At 64.1% G+C, this 21564-nt stretch carries 22 protein-coding genes; 12 read left to right on the top strand and 10 right to left on the bottom strand.

The genetic code is table 11. The features are described 5' to 3' along the window. Positions 1-34: 34 nt before the first annotated feature. Entirely contained in the window at positions 35-2029 is a 1995-nt protein-coding gene (locus ABCW43_RS01810) for a putative bifunctional diguanylate cyclase/phosphodiesterase (protein WP_345921866.1), read from the bottom strand. 335 nt (positions 2030-2364) lie between these two features. Between ABCW43_RS01810 and ABCW43_RS01805 the strand changes: the two genes are divergently transcribed. Continuing rightward, a complete protein-coding gene (locus ABCW43_RS01805) occupies positions 2365-3837 on the top strand; it encodes a DUF1800 domain-containing protein (protein WP_345921865.1) in 1473 nt (490 codons plus the stop codon). Positions 3838-3840: 3 nt separating this feature from the next. Beyond that, positions 3841-5019 carry a DUF1501 domain-containing protein gene (locus ABCW43_RS01800; protein WP_345921864.1) on the top strand — a complete coding sequence of 393 codons (1179 nt, stop codon included), beginning with the start codon at positions 3841-3843 and terminating at the stop codon, positions 5017-5019. 5 nt (positions 5020-5024) lie between these two features. Here the strand turns inward: ABCW43_RS01800 and ABCW43_RS01795 are convergent, their stop codons facing one another. Then, positions 5025-5615 (bottom strand): hypothetical protein, encoded by a 591-nt coding sequence (locus tag ABCW43_RS01795; protein ID WP_345921863.1) that lies wholly within the window; start codon positions 5613-5615, stop codon positions 5025-5027. A 14-nt stretch (positions 5616-5629) separates the two neighbouring features. Next, complete coding sequence (locus ABCW43_RS01790; protein WP_046606422.1) at positions 5630-6019, bottom strand: acyl-CoA thioesterase; 390 nt, start codon at positions 6017-6019, stop codon at positions 5630-5632. A gap of 211 nt (positions 6020-6230) precedes the next feature. On the opposite strand from ABCW43_RS01790, the gene ABCW43_RS01785 reads away from it, so the two are divergent. The 7 genes from ABCW43_RS01785 (at position 6231) to ABCW43_RS01755 (ending at position 13828) form a co-directional block, all read left to right on the top strand. Further along, entirely contained in the window at positions 6231-8069 is a 1839-nt protein-coding gene (locus ABCW43_RS01785) for a methyl-accepting chemotaxis protein (protein ID WP_345921862.1), read from the top strand. Positions 8070-8209: 140 nt separating this feature from the next. Then, positions 8210-8788: an NAD(P)H-dependent oxidoreductase gene (locus ABCW43_RS01780; RefSeq protein ID WP_345921861.1), complete on the top strand. Its 579-nt coding sequence runs from the start codon at positions 8210-8212 to the stop codon at positions 8786-8788. Positions 8789-8908: 120 nt separating this feature from the next. Beyond that, positions 8909-10357, top strand: coding sequence for an extensin-like domain-containing protein (locus tag ABCW43_RS01775; RefSeq protein WP_345921860.1), 1449 nt, complete (start codon positions 8909-8911; stop codon positions 10355-10357). A 9-nt stretch (positions 10358-10366) separates the two neighbouring features. Then, positions 10367-10690: an MmcQ/YjbR family DNA-binding protein gene (locus tag ABCW43_RS01770; protein WP_345921859.1), complete on the top strand. Its 324-nt coding sequence runs from the start codon at positions 10367-10369 to the stop codon at positions 10688-10690. A 533-nt stretch (positions 10691-11223) separates the two neighbouring features. Further along, positions 11224-12042 carry a sulfite exporter TauE/SafE family protein gene (locus tag ABCW43_RS01765; protein WP_345921858.1) on the top strand — a complete coding sequence of 273 codons (819 nt, stop codon included), beginning with the start codon at positions 11224-11226 and terminating at the stop codon, positions 12040-12042. 101 nt (positions 12043-12143) lie between these two features. Beyond that, entirely contained in the window at positions 12144-13070 is a 927-nt protein-coding gene (locus ABCW43_RS01760) for an ABC transporter ATP-binding protein (protein ID WP_345921857.1), read from the top strand. After that, complete coding sequence (locus ABCW43_RS01755; RefSeq protein ID WP_345921856.1) at positions 13067-13828, top strand: ABC transporter permease; 762 nt, start codon at positions 13067-13069, stop codon at positions 13826-13828. The genes ABCW43_RS01760 and ABCW43_RS01755 overlap by 4 nt, the downstream gene beginning before the upstream one ends. 28 nt (positions 13829-13856) lie before the next feature. Here the strand turns inward: ABCW43_RS01755 and ABCW43_RS01750 are convergent, their stop codons facing one another. Further along, positions 13857-15080 (bottom strand): MFS transporter, encoded by a 1224-nt coding sequence (locus ABCW43_RS01750; protein WP_345921855.1) that lies wholly within the window; start codon positions 15078-15080, stop codon positions 13857-13859. Between the two features lie 100 nt (positions 15081-15180). Between ABCW43_RS01750 and ABCW43_RS01745 the strand changes: the two genes are divergently transcribed. Then, the gene (locus ABCW43_RS01745) at positions 15181-16158 is read left to right on the top strand and encodes an AraC family transcriptional regulator (RefSeq protein WP_345921854.1); all 978 of its coding nucleotides are present in this window, start codon (positions 15181-15183) and stop codon (positions 16156-16158) included. Between the two features lie 2 nt (positions 16159-16160). Here ABCW43_RS01745 and ABCW43_RS01740 read toward each other — a convergent pair whose 3' ends face one another. From ABCW43_RS01740 to ABCW43_RS01730, 3 genes are read right to left on the bottom strand one after another with little or no spacing between them, the layout of a single operon-like run. Beyond that, positions 16161-16865 carry a TIGR02281 family clan AA aspartic protease gene (locus ABCW43_RS01740; RefSeq protein ID WP_345921853.1) on the bottom strand — a complete coding sequence of 235 codons (705 nt, stop codon included), beginning with the start codon at positions 16863-16865 and terminating at the stop codon, positions 16161-16163. After that, complete coding sequence (locus ABCW43_RS01735) at positions 16862-17083, bottom strand: DUF1289 domain-containing protein (RefSeq protein WP_345921852.1); 222 nt, start codon at positions 17081-17083, stop codon at positions 16862-16864. The genes ABCW43_RS01740 and ABCW43_RS01735 overlap by 4 nt, the downstream gene beginning before the upstream one ends. Positions 17084-17102: 19 nt before the next feature. Further along, positions 17103-17879, bottom strand: coding sequence for an adenosylcobinamide-GDP ribazoletransferase (locus tag ABCW43_RS01730; protein ID WP_345923302.1), 777 nt, complete (start codon positions 17877-17879; stop codon positions 17103-17105). Positions 17880-17989: 110 nt separating this feature from the next. Between ABCW43_RS01730 and cobT the strand changes: the two genes are divergently transcribed. Both cobT and ABCW43_RS01720 read left to right on the top strand, forming a co-directional pair. Then, positions 17990-19009 (top strand): nicotinate-nucleotide--dimethylbenzimidazole phosphoribosyltransferase, encoded by a 1020-nt coding sequence (gene cobT, locus ABCW43_RS01725; RefSeq protein WP_345921851.1) that lies wholly within the window; start codon positions 17990-17992, stop codon positions 19007-19009. Positions 19010-19016: 7 nt separating this feature from the next. Then, positions 19017-19409: a diacylglycerol kinase gene (locus ABCW43_RS01720; protein WP_345921850.1), complete on the top strand. Its 393-nt coding sequence runs from the start codon at positions 19017-19019 to the stop codon at positions 19407-19409. A gap of 7 nt (positions 19410-19416) precedes the next feature. Here the strand turns inward: ABCW43_RS01720 and ABCW43_RS01715 are convergent, their stop codons facing one another. From ABCW43_RS01715 to ABCW43_RS01705, 3 genes are read right to left on the bottom strand one after another with little or no spacing between them, the layout of a single operon-like run. Then, a complete protein-coding gene (locus tag ABCW43_RS01715) occupies positions 19417-19710 on the bottom strand; it encodes a type II toxin-antitoxin system RelE/ParE family toxin (RefSeq protein ID WP_345921849.1) in 294 nt (97 codons plus the stop codon). Next, on the bottom strand, positions 19707-19934 hold the full coding sequence (locus ABCW43_RS01710) for a hypothetical protein (protein ID WP_345921848.1): 228 nt from the start codon (positions 19932-19934) through the stop codon (positions 19707-19709). The genes ABCW43_RS01715 and ABCW43_RS01710 overlap by 4 nt, the downstream gene beginning before the upstream one ends. A gap of 48 nt (positions 19935-19982) precedes the next feature. Beyond that, positions 19983-21518, bottom strand: a complete 1536-nt coding sequence (locus tag ABCW43_RS01705; protein ID WP_345921847.1) for a sensor histidine kinase — start codon at positions 21516-21518, stop codon at positions 19983-19985. Positions 21519-21564 lie beyond the last annotated feature (46 nt).

Genomic DNA, 21564 nt, shown 5'->3' with positions numbered 1-21564 from the left:
CTCAAGGGCTTGCTATGAGGTTTGGACAGTTTTCCTACGCCACCCGGCGTTCGGCGAGCATGCGACGGCTCTCGATCCAGCCGGGGATGCGTTCGGCAGGCATCGGGCGGCCGAAGAAATAGCCCTGGGCGATCTCGCAGCCAAGTGCGGAGAGCGAGTTGGCCTCCTCCTCGCTCTCGACGCCTTCGACCACCACTTCCATCGACAATGCCCGGCCGAGGCCGACCAGGGCGCCGACGATCTCCTGGTTCTGGCGGCTGAGATGCACGCCGGTGATGAAGCGCCGGTCAATTTTCAGCCGATCGACCTTGAGGGCGACGAGATAGGCGAGCGAGGAATGGCCGGCGCCGAAATCGTCGACCGCCAGCTTGTAGCCGGAGCGCTCGATGCGTTTCAGCTGTTCGCCGGCGACCAGCGTATCGAGGATCGCCTCCTCGGTGATCTCGATCTCGAACAGCGCCGGGTCGATGCGGTGGGCACTGGTGATGCGGTCGAGCACGTCGGTGACCGAATAGAGGTCGAACTCGCGCGGCGAGACGTTGATGGCGACCGTCGCGCGCGGCAGGCCGAGCGAAGGCAGGCGGTTCAGGAGACCGCAGGCGGCTTCGGCGATGGTCGCGGTCAGCCGGTCGGCAAGATTGGCGGCCTGGGCGGCGGCGACGATTTCCGGCGGCGCGATCGGCCCGAGATAGGGATGGTGCCAGCGCACCAGCGCCTCGAAACCGGTGATCTGCTGGGAGGCGAGGTCGACCTGCGGCTGGAACCAGGCCTCGACGTCGCCGGCATCAAGCGCGTCGGCGAGTTCGTGCTCGATCTGGTTCTGGCGGTCGGCCTGGGAGCGGAAGGCGGGCTCGAATTCGCGCCATTGGCGCCGGCCGCCGTCCTTGGCCCTGTAAAGCGCCATGTCGGCGCTGATGAACAGGTCTTCGGACGTATCCGCATGCAGCGGGAAGAACGCAAGTCCGATCGAGGCGCCGACCACGGTCGGCTGGCCTTCGAGCATGACCGGTTGCCGGCTGCGATCGAGGATGCGCGCGGCCAGATCGCGAGCGCGTTCCCCCGCATCCGGACCGCCGAGAATGATGGCGAACTCGTCGCCGCCGAGCCGGGCGATGGTACCCCTGCCGTCGACGGCCGAGCGCAGCCGGTCGCTGACTTCAACGAGGAGGGCGTCGCCGGCGCTGTGGCCGAGCGTATCGTTGACCATCTTGAAACGGTCGAGATCGAGGATGAGGAGCGCGAGCTGCTCCTCCGTGGCCCGGGCGGTGGAAATCCCCGCACCGAGGGCGGCATTGAAGGCGGCACGGTTGGCAAGCCCGGTCAGCGGATCGCAATTGGCGAGTACTTCCAGCCGGTAGTTGGCGCGCAGGATGTCCGAGTTGGCGCAGGAGAGCGAATCGGCAAGCGCCGTCGCCTTCAGTTTGCCGAGCACGTTGCCGACGAAGGTCGCCTCGCTGGTGCGGCTGCTGCGGATCAGCACCAGCGTCAGCGCCACGACGTCGATGGTGAGGAGCCAGCCGCCCGCGCTGCCGCTGACAGCAAGCGAGACCATCACGGAGATGTTGGGCGGTATCGCGAAGGCCAGAGAAACCGGATTGTGTCCCACGCCCATCAGCACCGCGCCGGTCGCCATGCCGCACATGATCAGATAGAGGCCGCTATCTCCGCCAAGCGCGCTGAAATCGGGCACGGTCAGCGGAAGAGCCGCCCAGGCGAGGCCGCTGACCAGCGCCCCGAAGGTCAGGACGTGCAGTGCCTGTTGCGGAGCATGTTCCACGGTCTCCCAACGCATCAGGATCGAGGCCAGAATGACGCGCAGGACCAGGCTTGCGATCACCGCCATGAACCAGATGCCGGCCGAAAAGGTCAGGCCGCGGTCGATCGTGGTGACGAACAGCGCCGAAGCGGATATCGCGGCATTGGTGGCGAGCGTCGAGGTGAGGCGTTCGAGCATGGTCGAAGCCTGTGCACGCTTCACGTCAAGTGCGAGGGCCGGGTCGATTTGACCTGCTCTGAATTCGGCTTCCATCGATCTGCTCGGGCTGGAGTTCCTGATCAATCCCAGCACTATCGAACGGCGACGATAAGAAAGTCTTGCTTTCGGGAGATCCTCCTCACGCCGACCAATTTATCCTAAATGAAGATGTAATCGTCCGCCGTCCGCGCCTCGATATTGAGCGAATGCCTTCGGGTTGTTCCGATCCCTCGGTAAATCCCGCAATAAATTCGAATTTTCGTGCAGCGCTGGAACTTCCAGGGCGGCCACGAATTACAAATTGTCCATGTCACGAAATGGCCGCAATTCCTGTTGGTTTCCACCACATTTGTTCGGGACTCTGAGCGGGTCCAACGAGGAGTGATTCAATGGCTCTTCCCAATCCGACCCTGGCCGCCATCCGATACGGTTATGGTCTTCGTCCCGGCGAAGAGCCGCCCCGTGATGTCGAGGCGCTGCTGGGGCAGATCGAGGAAGGGGCTATCGAAAAGCCCCGTTTCCCGCGCGAGGGTATAGCTGGCCGGCTAGACACGGCAACCCGTGTCGTCTCGCTGCTCGCCGCCGAGGCGAAAGCCCGCAAGGCCGGCAATCCGAATGAAGACGTCCGCAAGGCAACCCAGAACGAGGCGCGACACATCTATCGGCAGGATGCCATGGCGCGGCTTGCCCAGGCGATCCATTCGCCGCTCGGCTTCTATGAGCGCCTCGCGAGTTTCTGGACCGACCATTTTTCGACCAGCGTGATGAAGTCGCTGCCGATGCGGATGATCGTGCCGCTCTACGAGGCGCAGGCGATCCGCCCCAATCTCGGCGGTTCTTTCACCAGGCTGCTGTCCGCCGCCATCCTGCACCCGGCCATGCTGATCTATCTCGACCAGGACCAGAGCGTCGGACCCGATTCCGTTGCCGCCCGCAGGAACGGCCGCGGGCTCAATGAAAACCTCGGCCGCGAGCTGCTCGAACTCCACACCCTGGGCGCCGGCAGCGGCTACACCCAGGACGATGTGCGGGCCGCGGCGCTGATCCTGACGGGACTTTCCGTCGACAATCGCGCCATGCAGGTCGTCTATCAGCCCCGGTTCGCCGAGGCGGGGCCTGTCGATCTGCTCGGCCGGACCTATCGGGACGACGAGGGCGACGGTCAGGACCACGTGCTGATGCTCGAAGATCTGGCCGCCAACCCGAAGACCGCGCAGCATATCTGCGGCAAGCTCGTCCGGCATTTCATTGCCGACGACGCGCCCCCGGAGATGGTCGCGGCGATGGTTGCCGCCTGGACGAAGAGCCGTGGCAATCTGACCGAGGTTTATCGCGCCATGCTCGCCCATCCGCGTGCCTGGTCGGATCCCGGGCAGAAGATCAAGCAGCCGTTCGAATTCGTGGTCTCCGGTTTCCGCGCGCTCGATCTGCCGGAGAGGAATTTCGGCAATCTGCTGCGCGACATGGACGATGGCGACGAAGACGAAGGTCCGGTCCAGAAAGCCATGGACCTGACCGGCATGGCGGCGAGGGAAGACACCAAGAAAAAGGCGGGGCGCGCCAATGCCTTGACGCTCGGCGCCCTGCAGCGCATGGGACAGCCGATCTGGCAGCCGCCGAGCCCCGCGGGTTTCGCGGACGAAGCGAGCGTATGGCTGACCCCGAGCCAGCTGAGCGAGCGGATTTCATGGTCGCGAATGGTCGCGCGCATCTTCGGACAGAAGATGGAGCCATCCGTTTTCCTTCAGGCCGCACTTGCCGATGCCGCCCATCCCGAAACCAGCAGGATCATCGCCCAGGCGCCCAACAAGGTGCACGGCATCACGATGGTGCTGGCGTCCGCAGAGTTCAACAGGAGGTAGACGATGAGCTTTGACAATGGCTTCCGGCTGTCCCGCCGCGGCTTCCTGGCCGGCGCCTGCTGCGTGGCGGCGTCTCCTATCCTGACACCGGTGAGTTTCGCGGCCATGCCCGGCGACAACCGCTTCGTGACGATCATCCTGCGCGGCGCGATGGACGGCCTCGATTTCGTCCAGCCCTACGGCGATCCGGCCTATGCGGCACTGAGGCCGAAGCTCGGCTTGAGGCCGGATACCGGCCTCATCGATCTCGACGGTTTCTTCGGACTCAATCCGGCAGCCTCCGCGCTGATGCCGTTGTGGCAGGCAGGCGAACTTTCCTTCGTGCACGCGGTCTCGACGCCCTATCGGGACCAGCGCAGCCATTTCGATGGCCAGGACATGCTGGAGACCGGCGGCAACGGCAAGGGCGAACGCACCGGCTGGCTGAACCGCACGCTGGCGGTTATCCCGCGCTCGAACGCCCGCAAGGCGATCGACATCAACACCTCGATGGAACTGATCCTCAGTGGTCCGAACGAGGCCGACTCCTGGTCGTCACAGAGCAATTTCGCGCTGGCGCAGGACGAGATCGCCTTTCTCGACCGGCTGTATGCCGGCGACCCGGCGTTTGCCAAGGCGATGGAGGAGGCGAAGAAGACCGACATGTCGGCGGACTCGCTTTATGGCGATGCCAAGCGGGGCGCCGGCATTGCCGATATGGCGAAACTCGCCGGCGGCATGCTGCGCGAGGACTACCGGATCGCCAGCTTTTCGATCAACGGCTGGGATACCCATGTGGGCCAGCAGGGGCAGTTCAAGAAGGCGGTGGGCGATCTTTCGACCGCGATCGTGGCGCTGAAGGCAGCGCTCGGCGAGGACGCCTGGAAGAAGACCGTCGTGCTGGCGATGACCGAATTCGGCCGCACGGCGCGCGAAAACGGCACCAACGGTACCGACCACGGAACCGGCGGGCTTGCGGTGCTTGCCGGCGGGGCGATCCCGGGCGGCAAGGTTCTGGGCAAATGGCCGGGCCTTTCCGAAGACAAGCTGCTCGACCGCCGCGACCTGATGCCGACCGGCGACGTGCGCGAGGTCGCTGCCGCCATGCTCTCCAGGCAGTTCGGCATCGAGCCCGACACTCTCACGGCCAAGGTGTTTCCGGGGCTGAGCTTCGATACGTCCTCAGCCTATCTGAAGGGGTAGCCCGCCTAGGTCAGGAAATCGTAGACGCGGAAAATCCAGTAGAGCTGGTAGACCAGCGCGAAGATGACAAAACCGGCGTGATAGCGCCGGTTTGCGGTCGTCGCGGCGATGATCGCGAGCAGGAAATAGATTGCCGTGCGGGCCGGATATTCCACCCCGAGCGAGGTGAAATAATCCCAGCCCTTCAGCGCCGTATCGATGATGTCGGTGACGAGCATCCCCGCCAGGAAACCGAAGAACCAGGTCCGTCGCGACAGGAAATAATGTTCGTAACTATCGTAATCCTGCATCGAGGTCGGGAAGAGCAGGGCGCAGAGGAAGAAGAACAGCGCGCAGAAGGCGATCAGGAACAGATAGGCCGCAAAACCGATGACCGGCAGGGCGTGCAGCCGGTATTCCCACCACCAGAAATGCACCAGGAACAGGAACATGAACGCCACCCAGCCGAGATGGACGGGGTAGATGCGGGCGGCGCGCGGATGCTGGACGATGCCGGCGAGGCCGTTCAGCAGCCGTGCCAGGCTGAGGCTGACCACCATGCCCATGACCACGCGGATATGCGTGAAGGTCTCGGCGGCGGTTGCGGCGGCGTCCATCGCTGTTCCTCGCTTTATTCCTCGGCCGGCACCGGCACCGGGCGGCCGTCCTCGTCGAGAGCCACCATGATGAAGGTTCCTGCGGTGACTTTCTCGATCATCCGGTGGCGCGCCCGTTGCGCCCAGGCCTCCACCATCAGCGTGATCGACGAGCGGCCGACGCGGGTGATTTCCGTGTAGATGTTCAGCGTGTCGCCGATCTTGACCGGCAGTTCGAACGCCATTTCCTTGACCGCGGCGGTGACCACGCGGCCGCGGGCGCGTTCGGCGGCGCGGATGCCGCTCGCCAAGTCCATCTGTGCCATCACCCAGCCGCCGAAAATATCGCCGGCCGCATTGGCATCCGCCGGCATGGCGAGCGTCCGGAGCGTCAGTTCGCCGGTCGGCTTGGCATTTTCGGTCATCGTCATCTCTCTTTCGAAGCGGTTGCCAGGGCGATTCCTCCCGCCGCGAGACTAACCGGACGCGAGGGCGAAGGAAACTCCAAGAAAAAATGGTGCAACATCAATAATTTAGGGTGAGCTAATTCGCGTTCGCCGCGATTTGTGGGCGCTTCACCACCTGGTAACCATCGGCCATTAGAATTTAAGGCGAATTGCACATAAGGGGGGTCCCATGCAACGTCTCGCCATTTCCTGGCGCCTTTATAGTCTCGTGCTGCTGTCGCTCGTCATTCTGGGCGGCGCCATGACCTTCAGCCTGTTCCAGAGCTACGCCTCGTCGGAACGGGAACGGAAGGCGGGCCTTGCCCAGATGAACGATGTGGCGCTGACGGTGCTCAAGAAATACCAGGCTCTGGAGGCTTCGGGTGCCATGACCCGCGAGCAGGCCCAGAGCGAGGCCAAGGCCGTCATCTCGGTGATGCGTTACGGCGAAGGCAGCGGCTATTTCTGGATCAACGACATGCATCCGCGGATGATCATGCATCCGATCAAGGCTGAGCTGAACGGCAAGGACCTGTCGAACGACAAGGATCCGAATGGCAAGTTCCTGTTCGTCGAGTTCGTCAACGCCGTCAAGGCAAGCTCGACCGGCAAGGGCTTCGTCGACTACTACTGGCCGAAGCCCGGCGCCGAGCAGCCGGTCGAGAAATATTCGCATGTCGCCGGTTTCGCGCCCTGGGGCTGGATCGTCGGCACCGGCGTCTATGTCGACGACCTGCACGCCATGTTCCGTCGCGACGCGATCAACTTCGCCTCGATGTTCGGCATCGGCGCGCTGGTCCTGATCGCCGGCGCTACCTTCGTGGTCAAGACGGTGACCGGACCGATCGGCAAGATCAAGCAGGCCCTGCAGTCGATCGCATCGGGCGAGGCGGGTGTCACCGTGCCCTGCACCGAACAGAAGAACGAGATCGGCGACATGGCCCGGGCGCTTTCCGTGCTGCGCGATTCGGTCGATGAACGCGCTCAATTGCAGGCGCGCGAGGCCGAACAGGCCCGCATGATCGCCAGCGAGCGCTCCGACAACGAGCGCACGATGACGGCCGCCGCCGAACGCCAGGGACGCGCGATCAACGAACTCGGCCGGGCGCTCGAGGCGCTGGCCGGGGGCGATCTTTCCGTGGCGCTTGCCGATATCGGCGAGGACTATGCGAAACTCCGCCACGACTTCAATGCCGCGGTCAGCTCGCTGCACCAGGCGATCGCGGCGATTTCCGAGACCAGCCTTGTCGTACGCGACAGCGCTTCCGACATTTCCGGAGCGACGGGCCATCTGTCCAAGCGCACCGAGCAGCAGGCGGCGGCGCTCGAAGAGACCGCAGCAGCGCTCGACGAGATCACCGCAACCGTCCGCACCGCGTCGGAACGGGCGGTCGAGGCCCGCACCATGGTCAGCGAGACCAAGGACAGCGCCGGCCGTTCGGGCGAGATCGTCCGCAATGCGATCGACGCCATGGGCCGCATCGAGGAGAGCTCCAGCCGCATCAACCAGATCATCTCGGTGATCGACGAAATCGCCTTCCAGACCAACCTGCTTGCGCTGAATGCCGGCGTCGAGGCGGCGCGGGCGGGCGAGGCGGGTCGCGGTTTTGCGGTCGTGGCGCAGGAAGTGCGCGAACTGGCGCAACGCTCCGCCAATGCCGCCAAGGAGATCAAGACGCTGATCAGCAATTCCGCCCGCGAGGTGGAAGGCGGCGTGGCGCTGGTGCGCTCCACCGGCGACGCGCTGGTGGAGATCGCCACCCTGGTCGAGCGGGTCAACGCCCATGTGGACACGATTGCGACGGCCGCCCGCGAACAGGCGACCGGGCTTCAGGAGATCAATTCCTCCGTCAACCACATGGACCAGATGACCCAGCAGAACGCGGCGATGGTCGAGGAAACCACCGCGGCGAGCCAGACGCTTGCCGAACAGAGCCTGCACCTGCAGGGCCTTCTTTCGGCCTTCAGGCTTGCCGACGGCGGCCGTGGGGCGACCTCCGGTCATGTGTCGCGCGCCCGCGCCGCCTGATCAGCACCGATCACCGCTGAGAAACAAAGGCCGCCGGCGCGACAAGCCCGGCGGCCTTTTGATGTCGGCCGCATTGACCAGGGTCAAATACGCGAACCTCCGTTGTCCCTAACGCTGGGGCACCTTCAACGGAGACTATGATGACGAGGATCGTGATCATCCAGGGACACCCGGACGCCTCGGAGCCGCACCTCTGTCATGCGCTGGCCGACGCCTATGCCAGGGGAGCCGAGGCCGGCGGGCATTCGGTCGAGCGCATCGAGCTCGCCCGAATCGGCGTGCCGTTCCTGACCTCGCAGAAGGAACAGCAACACGGGACGCTCAACCCGCCGATCCTCGACGCGCAGGTGAAGATCAGACGGGCGGATCACCTCGTCTTCGTCTATCCGCTCTGGCTCGGCTGCATGCCGGCGCTGGTCAAGGCGTTCCTGGAACAGGTGGCGCGGCCGGGCTTTGCCTACGACACGTCGCGGGGACCGTTCGACAGCGGCCTTCTGCGCGGCAAGTCGGCGCGGGTGGTGATCACCATGGGCATGCCCGCCTGGTATTACCGGATCGTCTACGGCTGCCACAGCCTGAAGGCGCTGAAAATCGGCATCCTGCACTTCGCCGGCATCCGCCCGGTACGCGCGGCCTTTGTGGGCACGGTCAATGCCGGGAATTTCAATGGCGCGAAATGGATCGCCAGAATGGAGGCCATGGGGAGGCGGGCGTCCTGAAACGATCTCAAATTGCACCGAAAGGTCACGAAAGGGCCTTGATTTCTCAAAGGTTCATTTACCGACTTTGCCTAAACTCGAAGCGTGTGTCATTTCGGCACCGGAAGAGTGGCAACTGGTATGGCGTATGCTTCCTTTTCTCGGCGGGTGATCGGCTCGCTGGTGATCCCGACAATGCTGGCCGCCTGTTCCGCCGGGGATCTCGTTCCGCCCGCGCCGATCGACAACGGCCGCGTCGGGGCGATCCAGCCGATGCGCGACATACCCCGCGAACCCGTCTCGCAGCAGCCTTATCCGACAAATTCCGCTCCGGTTTCGCAGGCGAGCGCCGTCGACTACGCGAACACGCCGAACCTCGCCGGCACCGGCTATTCCAATTCGGCCTATCCAGGTTCCGGCGCCAGTGACGGCGGCCATTATCTGCGGGCGCCGGCTCAGGTGCAGTCCGCGCCCCTGAACGCGCCGACGTCGCAGCAGGCACCTGCAGCCCGTCAGGGCCGCTTGCCGATGATCGACAGCGACGAGGCGATGCAGCAGCAGGCATCCGCCGGCCAGCGCAATACGACCCGCAACACGACCCGCAATGCCGGACCGATGACCATTCCGGAAGGGGGCGTCAATATCGATGCCGAACTCGGTTTCGGCCCAGACGAGAGCGACGTGACGGGGCTTGCCGAGGAAGAGGATTCCGATATCGCCGAAGGTGTCGGCGACCAGCCCGTCGTCGACGGCATCGGCACCGACAATCCGCGTGCGCTGCAGCCCCGCCGCCAGCCGATCTCGCAGCCCATGAACGACGACCGCGTGCTGGTGCCGCCGAAGCGCCAGGGCGCCGGCCTGCAGGGCGACCTGACGAACAATGATATGACGTGGAGCGACGGGTCGCGCGTCATTCCGCCAAGCAGAGCGCCTGCCGGCACGCAGCAGGTGGCGATGCTGCGCCCCAACAACCCGATGAGCGACAGCGGCCCGATGAGCCAGCGCGACATGCCCTGGCAGCGCGATGTGATGCCCCGGTCGGAAGTGAGCTGCCGCGCAGAACTGAGGCGCCTCGGCGTCGAATTCGACGACCGGCCGCCCATCGACGCAGGCCCGAGCTGCAGGGTGCCCTATCCGGTGAAACTCTCCGGCCTCTCCGGCAATATCGACGTCAAGCCGGCGGTTACCCTGAACTGCCAGACGACACTCGCCTTTGCCAAATGGGTGAAGAATGAGCTCGCGCCCTCCGCCCGTTACCGCTATCTCACCGGCATCCAGAAGATCGTGCCGATGGGCGGTTATTCCTGCCGGCGGATGAACAACAGCAATCAACGCAACAATCCGATGTCCGAGCATGCCAAGGGCAACGCCATCGATATCGGCCAGATCGTGCTGAAGGACGGCCACGAGATCGACGTGCGCAAGAAGGGCCTGTTCTCGATGCGCGAAGGCGGTCTCCTGAAGGCGGTGCGCAACGACAGCTGCAAATATTTCAACACCGTGCTCGGTCCCGGCAGCAATGCGGAACACTGGAACCATTTCCACTTCGACCTGCGCTCCCGCAGGAGCGGCAAGCGCTACTGCAACTGAGGTCCGACGATGGCCGATGCCGACATGCTCCGCAGCCTGGCCCTCTCCCTGGAGGGAACCTCCGAAGCGCCGCATTTCGACAGGGCGGCGTTCAAGGTCAGGCGCATCTACGTGACGCTGGCGGCCGATGGCCTGACCGCGAATTTCAAGTTCACGCCGGACGAGCAGCAGATCAAATGCGAGATGCTGCCGAACGCCTTTTCGCCGGTACAGAATGCTTGGGGTCGTCAGGGCTGGACGACGGCAGTTCTTTCGGAATTGGAAGAGCCGGATCTCCGCGACGCGCTGGAAACGGCGTGGCGGCATGCGCTTCCGGGCAGACGCCGAGCCTGAACTGCCCCGGCCCGATACGCCCGAGACACGGGCGGCCGTGAGCCTGTGGACATTAATCGTCCATAAACCATATCCGGCAACCAAACTGGAACCATAAGCGGCTGCGACGCAAGAGTGGTGACGCCGCAGCCCGCCCCCCGGCTTACCCCTGCTGCGGCACGAGACCCGGCGTGCGGACCTATGCCCATGGCAGACGCCGGGTCTCACATCTGAACCGGATCGGCTTGAAGCACCTTCAAAAAAGAAAGCCGGCTCAGGGAGCCGGCGAGGGTGGAGGTGGGGCTCGCGGGGAGGAGCCGTGCTTCCGGTTACTCAAGAGCTTGTACTTTAAAACACTACACATGCGGCAAGCGGAAACGAAAAGGACTGAAACACTCTGGTCATGACGGTCGCGCGAGAGGTTACGTGCGGCGTAAAAGACGGGACCGTTGCTTGCCTGATGGGGACAATGCTGTAAGAACGTCACGGAAAAATGACAACGGCAGTGGATGAACCTCCTTCTTCGGACCCGATGTCGGACTGGAGACCGGAACTTGTCCATCGCAGCGTTTTTCCCCTTCATACTGGCGCTTCTGGCCGGCGGCGCGGTCGCTGGAATTCTCGCCGGCATGTTCGGAATCGGCGGCGGTGCGATCCTGGTGCCGATCTTCTTCCATGTCTTCGGGCTGCTCGGCGTTCCCGAGGACGTGCGCATGCAGCTGGCGCTCGGCACGTCGCTGGCGATCATCGTGCCCACCTCGATCCGCTCCTATATGGCGCACCGGCAGCGCGGCGCGGTCGATACCGATCTGCTCAAGGGCTGGATCGTCGCGGTGCCCCTCGGCACGCTGATCGCAACCGTTATCGCCGCCAAGGCGACCAGCGCCGAACTGCAGCTGATCTTCGCGGTCATCGCGCTGGTGCTCGCCTTCCGGATGATCTTCAACCGCGCCAGCTGGAAGCTTGGCGACGACCTGCCGGGCAATCCCGTCAAGTTCCTGGTCGGTACCGGCATCGGCATCCTGTCCGGCCTGATGGGCATCGGCGGCGGCATCCTCAACAACACGTTCATGACGCTCTACGGCCGGTCGATCCACCAGGGGGTGGCGACCTCCTCGGGCGTCGGCGTGCTGATTTCGCTGCCGGGGCTTGCCGGTTATGTCTGGGGCGGCTGGGGGAAGCCGGGCCTGCCGCCGTTCTCGACCGGCTATATCAACTGGCTTGCCGTGGCGCTGCTGATTCCGATCACGCTCTACATGGCGCCGATCGGTGCGCGGCTTGCGCATGTCATGTCGAAGCGGCAGCTCGAAATCGGCTTCGGCATCTTCCTGATCGTCATCTCGGCGCAGTTCTTCACGTCGATTATCCTCTGAAACCGTCAGCAATATTCTTCCACGAGGGATGGTTTCGAAGGTTTGGGTGCCTATATTCGCGGCGCATCCCGCAAATCGATTCCTTGAAAAGACCGTCCCGCATGGCCTCCGTCGTTTCCATAGATAAACTCACCAAGACCTACGAGAACGGGTTCCAGGCGCTCAAGGGCGTCGACCTGGAGATCGAGGAGGGCGAGATCCTGGCGCTTCTCGGCCCGAACGGCGCTGGCAAGACGACGCTGATCTCGATCATCTGCGGTCTCGTCAATCCTTCGACCGGCAAGGTGCTGGTCGGCGGCCATGATGTCGTCAGGGATTTTCGCCAGACGCGGTCGCTGATCGGCCTGGTGCCGCAGGAACTGACGACCGACATGTTCGAGACGGTCTGGAATACCGTGAACTTTTCCCGCGGCGTCTACGGCAAGAAGCCCAATCCGGCGCTGGTCGAGAGCGTGCTGAAGGAACTGTCGCTCTGGAACAAGAAGGACAACATGTTGCGCGAGCTTTCGGGCGGCATGAAGCGGCGGGTGATGATCGCCAAGGCGCTCGCCCACGAGCCGCAAATCCTCTTCCTCGACGAGCCGACCGCCGGCGTCGACGTCAACCTGCGCCGCGAGATGTGGCAGCTGGTCGAGAAGCTGCGCGCGAGCGGTGTCACCATCATCCTCACCACCCATTATATCGAGGAGGCGGAAGAGATCGCCGACCGGGTGGGCGTCATCAACGGTGGCAAGCTGCTGCTGATCGAAGAAAAGGCGGCGCTGATGAAGAAGCTCGGCCGCAAGCAGCTCCGGCTCGAACTGTCGGAGCCGCTGAAGGTACTGCCCGAAAGCCTCAGTGCCTATAACCTTACGCTTTCCGAAGACGGAGCGGCACTGGTGCATGAATACCAAGGCGAAGAGGGGCAGGGCACGATCGCCGCGCTGCTGTCGACGCTTGCCGCAGCAAACATTCATTTCCGCGATCTTTCCACGCGACAGAGCTCGCTCGAGGATATTTTCGTGGCGCTGGTTGGAGAAGACGCATGAATTTCGAAGCGATCAAGTCGATCTATGTCTTCGAGATGGCTCGATTGCAGCGCACGCTGCTGCAGAGCGTCATCTCGCCGGTCATCACCACCTCCCTTTATTTCATCGTCTTCGGCACCGCGATCGGTTCGCGCATCCAGACGGTCGAGGGTGTCTCCTACGGGTCGTTCATCACGCCCGGCCTGATCATGCTGACGCTTTTGACCCAATGCATCAGCAACGGTTCGATCGGCATCTATTTCCCCAAATTCACCGGCACGATCTACGAGATCCTGTCGGCGCCGGTTGCCATGACCGAGATCATCATCGGTTATGTCGGTGCGGCCGCGACCAAGGGGTTGATCATCGGCGTGATCATCCTCGCCACCGCCTCCTTCTTCGTCGAGATCCGCATCGCACACCCGTTCATGATGGTGCTTTTCCTGGTGCTGACGGCGATCACCTTCAGCATGTTCGGCTTCATCATCGGCATCTGGGCGAAGAATTTCGAGCAGCTCAACATCATCCCGATGCTGGTCGTGCCGCCCTTGACCTTCCTCGGCGGCAGCTTCTATTCGATCAACATGCTGCCGCCGTTCTGGCAGACGGTCAGCCATTTCAATCCGGTCCTCTATCTCGTCTCGGGCTTCCGCTGGAGTTTCTACGAGATCGCCGACGTCAATCCGATGATCAGCCTCGGCATGATCGGCCTGTTCCTGGTCATCTGCCTGTCGATCCTCGGCTGGATCTTCAAGACGGGTTATCGGCTGCGCAGCTGACCGCAGCCGATAACGGTTTGAAGCCGGCTCAGCCCTGGCTGAGCTGCACCTGGCGGCCGCCGCGCACGACCATCACCGATGCACCGAGGATGGATGCGATGCCGAGGAAGGTCATGACGCCGAGCGGTCCTTGCGCGTCGATCAGCAGGCCGCCGAGGACGGCGCCGCTGGATATGGCGATCTGGAAGGTCGTCAGCAACAGGGCGCCGGCGCTTTCCGCCTCGTCGGGGGCGGCCCGGGTGATGTAGCTCTGGATGCTGACCGGCAGCGCGCCGAAGGCAAAACCCCAGAGCGTGATGGCGACAGCTGCGGCCGTCGTCGATGCTCCGAGCGAGACGAGGATCACGGCGGACACGGCGATCAGGCCGGAGGCGAAGACGACCCCGAGCGCCGAACTGCGTTCGGTGATGATGCCGCCGGCGATATTGCCGAAGAAGCCGCCGACGCCGTAGGCGAGCAGGACGAGCGAGATCATCTCGACGTTAAGCCGCGGAACGTCTTCCAGGTAGGGGCGGATATAGGTGAAGCCCGCAAAGTGGCCGGCGACGATCAGCAGCGTCGCGATAAGGCCGATCCGGATTTTCGGCCGCTTGAGGACCTCCGCCAGCGTGCCGAGCCCGGCGTGGCCGGCAGGCGGCAGCGAGGGCACGGTGACGGCCTGCGCCAGCAGCGCCAGTATGCCGACCGCGCCGGCAAGCATGAAGGCCGCCCGCCAGCCGAGCGTGGAGCCGATATAGGCGCCGAGCGGTGCGGCCATCACGGTCGCCACCGAGACGCCGGTGAAGATCATCGCCATGGCGCGCGGCAGGTGGTTCATCGGTACGAGCCGCATGGCAAGCGCCCCGGCCATGGCCCAGAAGCCGCCGAGCCCGACGCCGAGCAGCACGCGGGAGACGAGAAGCACGGTCAGGCCATTGGCAAGGGCGGCAAGCGCGCAGGAGAGGATGAGAAGGGCGGTCAGCCCGAACAGCGTCCAGCGCCGGTTGAAGCTGCGGGTGCCGATCACGACTGCGGGGCCGGCGAACGCCGCGACGACGGCGGTCACCGTCACCGTCTGGCCGGCGACGCCGGGACTGATGCCGAGATCGGCGGAGATGGGAGTGAGCAGGCTCGCCGGCAGGAACTCCGCCGTCACGAGGCCGAAAACGCCGAGGGTGAGCGCGATGACCGCGTCCCAACGGGCCTTGGCCGATGTGTTCGGGGACGATGCGTCGCGCACGGCATCGTCCTCTTCGAAAGTGCTGTCAGTCATGGTCATGTCCTGTCTTGGGAGGTGGCACGGCAGACCGTACCGGGAGGATGGACCAGACTTAGGCGTGACAACCTGTACTTTCCATGCTAGAAAATCCGATATGCTTGACCGTTCGTCCAAAGAAGCCCCGTCAGACGTCTCCGATCCGCTCACCGAGATGTTGCGGGGGTTACGGCTCGACGGCGTCGAATACGGACGCTGCCGGCTCGCCGAGCCCTGGGCGACCTCCTTTCCGGCCCAGGAGGCGGCCCGGTTCCATTTCATTTCGTCTGGCAACGCATGGCTGCAGACGCCGTCTGGCGAATGGCTGCAACTGCGGCCTGGCGATGCGGCGCTTCTGCCGCGCGGCGATGCACATGTGATCGCAAGCCTTCCGGGCCTGGCGCCGCTCCCCTTCGACCGGTTCGGTCGCAAGGAGGTCTGCCAGGGCGTCTTCGACGTGCAATGTGCCGATGCCTGCGGCGGCACGGTGGCGCTGACGGCCTCGATGCGCTTCAACATCGACAAGCTGCATCCGCTGCTGCAACTGATGCCCGAGGCGATGCTGACCAGCGATCTCGCCAGGAACGAGCCGTCGATCCCGCATCTTCTCGATGCCATGGCGCGCGAGGTGGACATGGACCGGGTCGGCGCCGGCGGTATTCTGGCGCGGCTCGCCGACGTCCTGACCGCCACGCTGATCCGCACCTGGGTCGAACACGGCTGCGGCGACACGACCGGCTGGATCGCCGCGGTGCGCAATCCCGACGTCGGCCGGGTGCTGGCCGCCATTCATCTTCAGCCGGAACGCGACTGGAACATCGCCTCGCTTGCCCGGCTGATGGGCGCTTCCCGGTCGGGTTTCGCCGAACGGTTTCTGCGCGTGGTCGGGGAAACGCCGGCGCGCTACGTGGCGCGGGTGCGCATGCACCAGGCGCGGCAATGGCTGCGTGACGGCGAACGGGTCGCGACGGTCGCCGAACGGCTCGGCTACGATGCCGAAGCCTCCTTCAGCCGCGCCTTCAAACGCATCATCGGCACGCCGCCGAGCCATTTCCGCAACAAGGGTGACGTGGAAACTGTCAGGGATTTCGGCTGAGGTCAGTCCCGCAATCGCAGCTCGTCGGTCTGCATCTGCAGGGAGCCGAGGGTGGAGAGGAAGCTCATGCCGAGCAGGCTCTCGCCAAGCCTTCCGTCTTCCGCCACCATCGCCCGGACGTTTTTCCGCACGATCGGGCCGATGGCGATTTCGTCGAGGCGGACGGGCGCCGCCATCGCCCGGCCGTTGGCGGTCATCACGCTCACTGAAAAATCGAGGCTCTGCGGATTAAGGCCGATGGCGCGGGCATCGTCGTAGGAAAGCACAACGGTGCTGGCGCCGGTATCGACCAGCATCGGCAGGACCTTGCCCTGGACCCTGACATTGGTCTGGAAATGGCTGCCCCGGGTCTTGTGAATGATGACCTCATTGAGACCTTCACTCGTCGTCGTGATCACGGCCGTGCCGGGCAGCAGGCCGGCGGTCACCCTTGCGGCGACATTGCGGGCGTCGTCGCGGTAGAGATAGGCGGTGACCAGCGCGAGGATGATCAGCAACCAGAGGACGATGTTGCGCAGCACCTCACCGGCATGGCCGCGCCGGCCGGCGAGAATGCCGGCCGCGAGCAGGCCGGCGATCGGCAGGAGGTAGAGGATCTGGCCGAAATCGTCGTTGTCGATGCCGAAGGTCTGCCCGGCATCGTGATTGAAGATCAAGAACGCCAGGCCGATGCCGAGGACGATGAGGATGCCGGTGAGCGCGTTCATGCCGTATCGCGTTCCTTTGCGAGACGCTGGCGGCGTGTCTCTCGCCGCGGCTTTCGCTCGACGGTTTCCAACCGCGCAGGAAGCGTCTCCATCAGCGTGCGGCGCTCCATGTCGGTATAGTCCATCCAGGCGGCGATCTCGTCGCGCGTCCGCCCGCATCCGAAGCAATAGCCGGTCTTCAGGTCGATCGAACAGACGAGGGTACAGGGCGAAATCATGCCCCAGTATATCGGGGTTTCACGCGGCAAGAGCAAGAGTGGCCAGCATGGCGATCTCGCTCAATTGTTGAGTGGCGCCGATCGTATCGCCCGTATGGCCACCAAGTTTCTGGCGCACGAGACGGGTGAAGCCAAAACCGGCGAGCGCTGCCACGATCAGCGACAACAGAACCTTCGGCAGGCCGAGAACGGGGACGAGCAGGACAAGCGCGAAGGCGGCACCGGTAAACAGCGCGATATTGCGGGCGCCATCCTCCGGAAAGCCGGCGCTGGCTGCGACGCCGTTTTCCCGGGCTGATGGCAACGCGCGCCAATGGGCAACCAGGATCGCGCGGCTGACGGCTGCAACGGCAAGCACGGCGAGTGCCGCAGTGACCGCATCCTCGTGGAACAATGCCGCGAGCGCCGAGGCGCGCAGGCCAAAAGACAGCACCAGCGCCACGACGCCGTAAGCACCGATGCGGCTGTCCTTCATGATCAGAAGCGCGTGGTCCTTGTCACGCCCGCCCCCGAGACCATCTGCCGCATCCGCGAGGCCGTCTTCGTGGAGCGCGCCGGTCATGACCGTCAGCGCGGCAAGCGAAAGCAGGCTGACGAGCAGCGGATCGCCGGACTCAAGGACGAGGAGAACGAGCGCCGGCAGGGCCGCGATGATCAGCCCTGCGACGGGAAAGGCCCGCACTGCCCGCGAAATCGTGCCGTCATGGCCGCGGAAGAACCGGTCCGGGACCGGCACACGGCTGAGGAACCCGATCGATCGGGCAAGGTCCGCGATGAATTCCGTTGCGTTTGGCAGTTGTTCCTCCGTTGCGACCCGACTATGAGTTTGCGCACAGAAGCGCGATTTGCCGGGAAAGACAAGTTTTCCTGCCGCGATACGAGACCGAATTACAAGAGAGACTTTCCATGAGCGTGAGCGGCCTGCCTTTCGACGATTTCCGTGTCCTGCTGCAGAACCTTCCCGGCCCGGACCCGCGGGCGCTGGTGGCGGCGCGCGAGCGCGATGCGCAGCTCACCAAGCCGCCGGGGGCTCTGGGCCGCCTTGAGGAAATCGCCTTCTGGCTTGCCGCCTGGACGGGCCGGGCGCCGGCGGTCAACCGGCCGCTGGTGGCGATCTTTGCCGGCAATCACGGCGTGACCCGGCATGGCGTGACCCCGTTCCCGTCGTCGGTGACCCAGCAGATGGTCGAGAATTTCGCAGCCGGCGGTGCGGCGATCAACCAGATCTGCGTCACCCATGACCTCGGCCTGAAAATCTTCGATCTGGCGCTCGATTACCCGACCGGCGACATCACCAGCGAGGCAGCCCTGTCCGAGCGCGACTGCGCCGCGACCATGGCCTTCGGCATGGAGGCCATCGCCGGCGGTACCGATCTTCTCTGCATCGGCGAAATGGGCATCGGCAACACGACGATCGCAGCCGCCATCAACCTCGCGCTTTATGGCGGCGAGGCGGAAGACTGGGTCGGACCCGGCACCGGTTCGCATGGCGAGTTCATGGAGCGCAAGATCGCCGCAGTGAAGGCGGCCGTCGAATTCCACAAGGACCACCTGGGCGATCCGCTGGAAATCCTGCGCCGCCTCGGCGGCCGTGAGATCGCGGCGATCGCCGGTGCGATCCTGGCGGCGCGCGTCGAAAAGATCCCGGTCCTGCTCGACGGTTATGTGGTGACGGCAGCGGCCGCGATCCTCAAGGCCGCCAATCCGGCGGCGCTCGACCACTGCCTGATCGGCCACGTCTCCGGCGAACCGGGACACCTGCGTGCGATCGAACAGCTCGGCAAGACGCCGCTTCTGGCGCTCGGCATGCGGCTCGGCGAGGGGACCGGTGCGGCGCTCGCCGCCGGCATCGTCAAGGCGGCGGCCGCCTGCCATTCCGGCATGGCGACCTTCGAGCAGGCCGGCGTCAGCAATAAGAGCCACTGAGCCCTGAATGGAAAAGACGCCGATCGACAGCCATATCGAAAGGGCGACCGGCATTCGCCGGGTGATCGCGGCATTCCGCTATTCCATGCAGGGGCTGGCGCGCCTGTGGCAGGAGGAAGCCTTTCGCCACGAGGTGATCGCCTTCGCGGCAGCCCTCGTGCTCTTTGCGGTCGTTGGCGCCGGCGCTCTCGACTATTTCGTCTTCGGTATTCTGATGCTGGTGCTGTTCGCGGTGGAATCGCTGAATACCGCGATCGAGGAACTTGTCGACCGCATATCCCCGGAAATCTCCACCGTCGGCCGCCACGCCAAGGACCTTGGCTCCTTCGCGGTCTTCTGCCTGCTGTGCGCCAACGGGTTTTTCGCGCTTTATGTGGCGGTGCGGAGCGTGTGGTTGTAACCGCCCGTCAGGATTGGTCCGGCATTGAGGATGGATCACGGGCGGCATGCCGGATGCCGACGACAACGATCTCATCCTCGCCGGGCAGATAGAATATCAGATAGGGATAGGGTGTCACGGCTACACGCCGCATCGGCTCAAGGCTGGTGCGCATACCGGTCAGTGGATATTCCGAGAGATTGCTCAATACCTGCTGAATCCGCGCGCCCACATTGCGGGCGCCTCCCGGTGAATGAGCGGCTAGATAGCTGAGGACGTCCTCAAGTTCGATGGCCGCTTCAGGGGTGAAGCGAATCGTCACCCTGTGTATTTCGACCAGATGGCTTGGACCTGCTCGGCTGGCGCAAATTGGCGCCGCGCGGCCTGTTCCAGCGATTTAGCGAAACTCGCTTCCTCTTCGGCGGTGAGCTGATGCACCGGCTCTCCCTTGCCAACGAGTGTGAGCATCACCCTGGCAATCTCATCCTGCATTTCGGCAGGGAGCTCCTTGGCTGCTTCGATGGCGCGGTCGAGAAGTTTGGTCATGGCCGCATTATGCACCGAAACCGGCCGGTGCAAAAGAGGTCGATCGCCTCAGGCGAAGCTCTTGCGGCGGCGGGCGACCGTCTGGGCGTCGGCGACGGCCGGCACGCTCTGGAGAACACGGGTCGCCGGCAGGATGGCGATCGCCTCGGTGCCTTCGCGCAGCTTGGAGCGCAGGATGAACTGGCCGTCGTGCTTGGCAAGGATCGCCTGGACGATCGGCAGGCCAAGCCCGGTGCCCTGCTCGGCGCTCTTGATGGCGATCGAGCCCTGGCCGAAGGCCGAGAGCACGACGGGGATTTCTTCCTCGGGAATGCCGGGTCCGTTGTCCTTGATCGCTACATACTGGCCGCCGCCGGCAGTCCAGCCGACCTTGACGGTGACCTCGCCGCCCTGGGGCGTGAACTTGACGGCGTTCGACAGCAGGTTGAGGAGGACCTGGCGCATCGATTTTTCATCGACCCAGACCTGCGGCAGCTGCGGTTCGAACTGCTGGCTGATCGAGATGTTCTTGGCGCTGGCACGCAGCTGCACCATGCCGATGCAATCCTCGGCGATCTCCAGCAGCGACAGCGATTCCTCGGCAAGGTCGTAACGGCCGGCTTCGATGCGCGACAGGTCCAGGATCTCGTTGATGAGGTTGAGGAGGTGCTGGCCGGAGCGGTGGATGTCGCCGGCATATTCCTTGTAGGTCGGGTTGGCGAGCGGTCCCAGAACCTCCGAACTCATGACTTCGGAAAAGCCGAGAATGGCGTTGAGCGGTGTGCGCAGCTCGTGCGACATCGATGCGAGGAAGCGGGATTTGGCGAGGTTCGCCTCTTCGGCGCGGCGGCGGGCCTCGTCCGACATGGATTTCGCCACTTCCAGCTCGGCAATCAGGTCGTCCTTCTCCGACTGATACGACATCAGCGTCAGGTTGGAACGATAGAGCCGGTCGGCGATATAATGGAAGAAGACGACCGCCGTGGCGCAGATCGCGATCATGCCGATGTCGAGCACGTTCCGCGTCAGGATGGCGGTGGCGAGCAGCGCGAGAATCATCGGCAGGAAGCCGAACAGCACGCCGAGGCGCAGCATGAAACTGCTCATGGCGGTGATCGAGATCGCAAAGAGGAGCACCGCTCCCTTGTAGAAATAATAGCTGTCGCCGGAGCAGGCATCGCAGTTCTGCAGCGCAAACAGGGCCCAGCCGCTGCCGACAATCATCTGCGCGGCAAGCAGCCTGCGCCGCCATTTCTGCACCTCTGCCGCCGTAATGTCCTTGCGGCTCGCGCGGCGGGCGAGCAGCACGTTGATGGCATGGACGCTGAACATCAGCAGCGCCCAGGCGAAGAGATTGGCATTCGGATTGAGGTAAACGCCGATCGCCGTCACCACGACGATGAAGAGAGGCATGACGGATGCGCCCTGCAGCACGGTGTTGACGTGCATGGCGATCATGTCGCGGTCGAAGATCTGATTGCCCTGGGAGCTGGACTGCAGGCGTTCGCGGGTGGCGCGAACAGCTTTGGAGACGGCCTTGTTGCGGTGGCCGCGCGAGCGATCAACGATGTTCTTGTCGGTCGATGTGCTGACGCCGCTACTCATGGCCACTAAACTGATACCCCGGGTGTTGAGAGAGTATGTCCAAAAC

Origin of the sequence: Neorhizobium tunisiense (assembly GCF_039631515.1) — a bacterium.
In the GTDB taxonomy this organism is placed as follows: domain Bacteria; phylum Pseudomonadota; class Alphaproteobacteria; order Rhizobiales; family Rhizobiaceae; genus Neorhizobium.
Note: the sequence above shows the minus strand (reverse complement) of the source record. Positions and strands in the feature narration are given on the sequence as shown.